This window comes from Paenarthrobacter sp. YIM B13468 (genome assembly GCF_042788025.1).
In the GTDB taxonomy this organism is placed as follows: Bacteria; Actinomycetota; Actinomycetes; order Actinomycetales; family Micrococcaceae; genus Arthrobacter; species Arthrobacter aromaticivorans.
On sequence record NZ_JBHZPI010000024.1, the window covers coordinates 92,635 to 99,315 of the forward strand.

A 6,681-nucleotide genomic window follows, 5' to 3' on the forward strand; every position below is an offset into this window, starting at 1 on the left:
CGCACCCACCGCGCGAATAGGCGTCCACCGTCGTGGTCCTTTGGGAACAGGCACGACGGCGGGCGGCGGTCCTGTTGATTCAGGAACGGGTGCTGTTGCTCCGCTACGGAGTGGGGCAGGGAGATGAAGCCCTGCCCCACTCCTGTGAACTCTTATTCAATAGCCGCGACTACCCCTCAAGACCTTCTGGAAATGAGATTATGAGGGCAAGATCGCGCACTGCTCCGGCCGGGCCACCTGGCCGGGACACCTGGAAAAAGGACGTGTTGCCATGCTGGATCTGATGCCTTCACTGGGCAGCTGGCGGCCTGCGGTCTCTGGCCAACGATGCGCTGTGGCCACGATTGTAGGGACCGGCGGCTCAGTGCCGCGACCCATGGGGACTTCCATGATGGTCTCCGAAGACGGCGAAATCCTGGGCAGCTTGTCCGGCGGTTGCGTGGAAGGGGCCGTCGTTGAGGCAGCTCTGCAAGCAATGCGCGACGGCGGCCCACGCCTTGAGTCTTTTGGCTACAGTGCCGAGGACGCGTTCGCCGTCGGACTCACCTGTGGAGGAGAGCTGGAAGTCCATATCCAGCCACTGGGTAGCGAGTCCGGCGAAATGGCCCTCTTCGATATCGCTGTATCAAACGAACCCACGGCACTGGCGCTCATCCGCAGGCTCGGTGGCGGCGGGGGAGTGGTGGTCGTTGATGATCCTGTTCGGTTCCGCGCCATGGAATCAACGCAACTGGCCCGGTTGGTGGACGATCATCCCGCCACCCTGATGGCTGCCGCGGCCCAGGTTGAGCCACTGCTCCAAGGCGGACGCACGGGTTTGGTCCGGCTGGCAGCACCCGAGGGCTGCATCGATGGCTGGGTGACCGCCGAGAGGTTGGCGGCTCCTCCCCGTGAAGAGGAAGAACCGCAGCCCATCACCTTGTTCGTGGAAAGCCGCTTGCCAGCCGCGCGGATGCTCATTTTCGGGGCCAACGACTTCGGTGCCGCGTTGCTCCCCGCCGGACAGTTGCTTGGCTACAACGTCACCCTGTGTGATGCCCGCCCTGCGTTTGCCCAGCAGACCCGCTTCGCCGGTGCGGACCAAGTGGTCACCGACTGGCCGCACCGCTACCTGGAAGCCGAAGCAGCGGCCGGACGGATCGATGCCCGGACCGTAGTGTGCGTCCTGACCCACGATCCAAAGTTCGACATTCCCCTGCTTGAAACAGCTCTTCGCCTAAACCTGGCTTACGTCGGCGCAATGGGCTCGCGTCGTAGCCACCGGCAACGGGTTGAGGCCCTGCTCGAAGCGGGCACGCCTGCCGAAGCGCTCGGACGTCTGCATTCCCCGATCGGATTGGACCTTGGTGCAGTGACACCAGCCGAAGTCGCAGTCTCCATCACGGCAGAGATTATCGCCGAGCGCGGAGCTCGCGACCACAAAGTCACCATCCGCAAAGCCACCGGTCACAAAACCACCAGTCGCGCAGCCACAGGCTTCCCCTCGCTGAAGGACAGCACGGGCCCGATTCACCCAGCACCTCAACACCTCACTCAGGAGGACCCATGGACATGAACACCATCGAGGCCGTGGTTCCCACCACGGATCCCTCTCAATGGCGCGATGGCGATGCCTGGCTCGCCGGAGGAACCGTCCTCTTCTCCTACGGAAGCACCGTGCTCAAGCGCCTCCTGGATTTGGGCCAGGCCGGTTGGCCAGCCATTACTGTCACCGATCAAGGCATTGAGCTAGCCGCAACCTGCACCGTTGCAGAGCTCTACGCATTACCGGCGTCCGCGGAAATAGCCAACCACGAGTGGCCCGCCTTGGCATTGATTCGTCCTTGCTGCGACTCCTTCGTGGCATCCTTCAAGATCTGGAACATGTCCACGGTGGGCGGCAACCTCTGCACGTCCTTGCCCGCTGGCCCCATGATTTCGTTGTGTGCCGGACTCGATGCCATGGCATCCATCCAGAGCCCGGATGGCAGCAGCCGCAGCCTGCCTGTGTCCGACTTCGTTACCGGGGATATGCAGAATGTCCTGGCCCCCGGGGAATTGCTCCGCAGCATTCACCTCCCCGCAGAGGCGCTCTCGGCACGGGTGGCTTTCAGGCGCTTGTCGTTGAGCAATCTGGGACGCTCCGGCGTGCTGCTCATCGGACGCCTCGACGCCGAGGGCGGCTTGGTCATCACCGTCACCGCCTCCACCAAAAGGCCCGTCCAACTACGGTTCCCCGCCGGGCAGGTTCCCGACGCCGGGATGCTGGCAGACGCCGTCGGGGATTCCATTCCCTGGCCGCTGTACCACGATGACATCCATGGGCTTCCCGCATGGCGCCGCGATATGACGTTCAAGCTGGCGGAGGAAATCCGGGCCGAGCTACTGGGCGAATCGATGGTCGTGTCAGGCGATTTCTGGCCGCCGCACGCCACCTCACCGCAACCATCCACGCAACCCGCAAACAACAACCCGCAGAAGGAGGCCCCCCATGGCAATTGAGATCAACGGCGCTGCCTCTCAGGCCACACCCCGCCCCGGCCAATGCCTGCGCACTTTCCTACGGGAACAGGGAAACTTCGGCGTTAAGAAGGGCTGCGACGGCGGTGACTGCGGCGCGTGCACTGTGCACGTCGACGGCACCCCCGTCCACAGCTGCATCTATCCGGCGGTTCGCGCCGATGGCAAAGCGGTCACCACGATCGAAGGCCTCTCCAGCGGAGAAAACCTTCACCCTGTGCAGGAGCAGTTCCTTGAAGCTCAGGGGTTCCAATGCGGTTTCTGCACCGCTGGAATGGTCATGACGGCAGCCACTTTTGACGACGAGCAACGTGCCAACCTGCCCCGCAACCTCAAGGGCAATCTGTGCCGTTGCACCGGCTACCGCTCCATCGCTGACGCTGTTTGCGGTCATGATGGCGGGCACGCGCACGACGCCGGAGCCGACGTTTCCGGTGCCAAGTCGCCTGCCGCTGTGGAAGCCACGCCCGGCCAGCTTGGGGACAATGTGCCCGCACCCGCAGGCCAAGCCGTGGTTACAGGAACTGCCCGGTACACCCTGGATGTCCCGGCCGGGCAGCTTCCCGGACTACTGCACCTCAAGCTCCTGCGTTCGCCGCATCCACATGCCCGGATCGTGTCCATTGACAAGACCGCGGCTCTGGCAGTTCCTGGCGTCGTCGCCGTATTTGCGCACGAAGATGCACCAGCGCAGTTGTTCTCCACTGCCCAGCACGAACACTTCACGGACGATCCCGACGACACGCGCGTGCTGGACAACGTGGTGCGCTTCATCGGCCAGCGCGTTGCCGCGGTCGTGGCGGAGTCCGTTGGCGCTGCCGAGGCCGGAACCCGGGCGCTTGCTGTGGAGTACGAGCTTCTGGAGCCAGTATTCACGCCTCAGGAGGCAATTCTTCCGGGTGCCCCGGCGATCCATGGCGACAAGGACGGGGCCTACTCCCGGATTTCCCGGCCATTGGAAAATGTGGTGGCCGAGGTCCACGCCGAGCTGGGCAGCGTGGCCGACGGCTTCGCGGCAGCCGACTTCATCCATGAGCACACGTACAAGACCCAGAGGGTTCAGCACGTTGCAATGGAAACGCACGCGTCCATCGCGTGGCTGGATGAGGAAGGCAGACTGGTTGTCCGTTCCTCCACGCAGGTTCCCTTCCTGGTAAAGCGCACATTGGCGAGGTTGTTCAATCTGCCGGAGGAGACGGTCCGCGTGGTGGCTGGCCGCGTTGGGGGTGGTTTCGGAGGAAAACAGGAGGTCCTCACCGAGGATCTGGTCGCCTTGGCGGCCCTCACACTCAAGCGGCCGGTCCAGGTGGAGTTCACCCGGACCGAACAGTTCACGTCCGCCACGACGCGCCACCCCTTCACCATTAATCTCAAGGCGGGTGCCAGCCGGGACGGATACCTGACCGCCCTTCAACTGGATGTCATCACCAACACCGGCGCTTACGGAAACCATGCGCCCGGCGTTATGTTCCATGGTTGTGGGGAATCGTTGGCTGTCTATAAGTGCCGCAACAAGAAAGTGGACGCCCAGGCCGTCTACACCAACACCGTTCCCGCCGGAGCCTTCCGCGGGTATGGGCTGAGCCAGATGATCTTCGCGATCGAGTCTGCCATCGATGAACTTGCCATCGGTATCGGCATGGATCCCTTGGAGTTCCGGCTCAAGAACATGGTCCGTCCGGGTGATCACATGTTGTCTACCACACCCGAACCTGAGGAAGACGTTCACTACGGCAGCTATGGCTTGGACCAGTGCGTGGCCTTGGTCCGGGATGCCCTGGACCGGGGCAAGGAGCGTTACCGGGCCGCTGGCCTGGACGACCTCGGACCCGATTGGGTAGTCGGAGAAGGTTCTGCCCTGTCCATGATCGATACCGTCCCGCCGCGAGGCCACTTCGCCCACACCAGGGTGAGTCTGGAAGCGGACGGAAGGTTCGCCGTCGACGTCGGCACTGCGGAGTTCGGGAACGGCACCACAACCGTTCATGCGCAACTGGCTGCGACCGCGCTGGCAACGGCCGCCTCAAAAATTACCGTCCGTCAGTCAGATACGGACCTCGTGGAGCACGATACGGGCGCGTTCGGCTCGGCCGGTACCGTGGTGGCCGGCAAGGCCACGCTCGGTGCGGCCCTTGAGCTCGCAACCAGGATCCAGACCGTTGCAGCTTCGCTCACGGGAGTTGCATTAACGGATTGCCGCTTGCTGGACGGAGCTGTTGAGTGCGGTGATCGTGTGGTTCCGCTCAAGGGAATTTTCGACGCCGCTCGTCTCCAAGGCGTTCGCCTCGCCACCGATGGCAACTGGGGAGGAACGCCGCGGTCAGTGGCATTCAATGTCCATGGTTTCCGGGTTGCCGTTAATACGGGAACGGGTGAGCTGCGGATCCTGCAGAGCGTGCAGGCAGCAGATGCCGGCGTTGTGGTGAACCCGCGGCAGTGCCGGGGGCAGATCGAAGGCGGCATCGCACAGGCGCTTGGTGCGGTGCTTTATGAGGAAGTCAAAGTGGACGACGCCGGACACGTCACCACCGATATCCTCCGGCAGTATCACATTCCGTCATTCGCGGACGTGCCGCGGAGCGAGGTCTATTTCGCAACAACGAATGACAGCACCGGGCCCCTCGGCGCCAAGTCCATGAGCGAGAGCCCGTTCAACCCCGTGGCACCCGCGTTGGCCAACGCCATCCGCAACGCCACCGGAATCCGTTTCGGCGAACTGCCCATCGCCCGCGACAAAATTTACCTGGCCCTCCGTGACCGCACGCTGATACCCAACTGAGTCGCATTTGTGCGCGTTTTGAGCCGTCTAAACGCGCACAAATGCGACTTACTTGGGTGACATCCGGGCGCGTGGGGTTGTCAGTCCTCCAGAAGGTGCAGCTGGTCCTTCGTATCCAGGTCTTCGCCGGAGCAAAGGTCACTGCAATCCACCAGGTCCACCAAACCTGGATGCGCCTTGAGGAACGATCGCGCCCCCGTGTCACCATTCGCGGCTTTCGCCGCTTGGGATCGGAGCCCGACGTCGATAATCACCGGGTGCCGACGCTTAAGGCGGCCTGACTCGTCAGGGTATGCGGCCGCCGTGACCCGACCCGGACGGTGGCTGCCCAGCAACCTGCTGACCGCCGTCGGGGTTAACCCGGGCTGATCCACCAGAGCCACCATGATGCTGTGTCCCGGTGAGGCCGCCTCGATTCCTGCGCGGAAAGAGCCGGCCATGCCCTTGGCCCAATTTTCGTTCTCGACCACCTTGTACGTCCGTAGATCTGTGGTGCTTCGAACGCGGTCCGCCTCGGCCCCAACCACTACCACGACCTCCCGGCAGCCGCCGTCGAACAGCGTATCGGCGAGCACCTCAACCAGCGTGCGGCCGCGGTAGGGGAGCAGCGCTTTGGGCCCGCGGCCCAAGCGAGTGCCAGCCCCCGCAGCAAGCAGGACACCCGTGGTGGGCGCCACGCCGGATCCAGTCATATCCTCACGATACGCGCGGGCATGCACGCGGTCTGTAGCCTCCTCCCAGCTTTCCGTGACATCTACCAAAATCGGTTGCAAACTACTCCTCAGTAGGTCTGTTGGTAGGTTCCGACGGCCATTATTGTCGGTAGGGAATTGTTGAAATCAGCTCTGATGCAATGATGCGTGGAGGAAAAGGGGAAGATGGCGGGCAGTTTCGAAATACTCAACGCCGGGACGAATACGTTCAGGTTTCGACTCACAGCCGATGACGGCACAGTTGTGGCAGTGTCGCCACAATTTCCCAATTTGAAGGCCGTCGTGGCCGGTATCAATGCAGTCCGCGAGAACGCGGCAACCGGATTCGTTGTAGACCGCAGGAATCTGGGTACCTGAGTTTCCCGGTAACACGCAAATACAGTTGGCGGCAGTGTTCTTCACGAACACTGCCGCCAACTGTATTTCTGCCCTGTTATCCGTGGGTTGCTAGGCGTCTCCGCCTGCTCCGCCGGTGGTGCCCGCGTTCACGTCGAGCAGCTTGTAGCGGTCAATAGCGTACGACGGCGCACCCTCCTCGACTTCGCCCCTCGCCGCCAGCATCTGCAGGGTTTTGGCGACGATGGAGTGGGTGTCGTTTTTGAAGTAGCGGCGGGCGGCTTGGCGGGTGTCGGAGAAGCCGAAGCCGTCTGCTCCGAGGGAGGCGAAGTCGTTGGGGATGAATTGGCGGAT

The 6,681-nt window shown here is 62.9% G+C and carries 6 protein-coding genes; 4 read left to right on the plus strand and 2 right to left on the minus strand.

Features of this window, described 5'->3' with window-relative positions; translation table 11 throughout:
* Positions 1-271: 271 nt before the first annotated feature.
* The 3 genes from ACFX4T_RS20615 to ACFX4T_RS20625 are packed head-to-tail and all read left to right on the plus strand — an operon-like array spanning position 272 to position 5,278.
* A complete protein-coding gene (locus ACFX4T_RS20615) occupies positions 272-1,555 on the plus strand; it encodes an XdhC family protein (protein ID WP_377653786.1) in 1,284 nt (427 codons plus the stop codon).
* Positions 1,546-2,481, plus strand: coding sequence for an FAD binding domain-containing protein (locus ACFX4T_RS20620; RefSeq protein WP_377653788.1), 936 nt, complete (start codon positions 1,546-1,548; stop codon positions 2,479-2,481). Before ACFX4T_RS20615 ends, ACFX4T_RS20620 begins: the two co-directional genes overlap by 10 nt.
* Positions 2,471-5,278: a molybdopterin-dependent oxidoreductase gene (locus ACFX4T_RS20625; protein WP_377653790.1), complete on the plus strand. Its 2,808-nt coding sequence runs from the start codon at positions 2,471-2,473 to the stop codon at positions 5,276-5,278. Before ACFX4T_RS20620 ends, ACFX4T_RS20625 begins: the two co-directional genes overlap by 11 nt.
* 80 nt (positions 5,279-5,358) lie before the next feature.
* Here the strand turns inward: ACFX4T_RS20625 and nboR are convergent, their stop codons facing one another.
* Positions 5,359-5,997, minus strand: a complete 639-nt coding sequence (nboR, locus tag ACFX4T_RS20630) for a nicotine blue oxidoreductase (protein WP_377653800.1) — start codon at positions 5,995-5,997, stop codon at positions 5,359-5,361.
* 159 nt (positions 5,998-6,156) lie between these two features.
* Here nboR and ACFX4T_RS20635 point away from each other — a divergent pair, with 159 nt between their 5' ends.
* Complete coding sequence (locus ACFX4T_RS20635; protein WP_216926474.1) at positions 6,157-6,348, plus strand: YegP family protein; 192 nt, start codon at positions 6,157-6,159, stop codon at positions 6,346-6,348.
* 90 nt (positions 6,349-6,438) lie between these two features.
* Here the strand turns inward: ACFX4T_RS20635 and ACFX4T_RS20640 are convergent.
* Positions 6,439-6,681, minus strand: a 243-nt coding sequence (locus tag ACFX4T_RS20640) for a hypothetical protein (RefSeq protein WP_377653792.1), incomplete at its 5' end; no start/stop codon positions are given.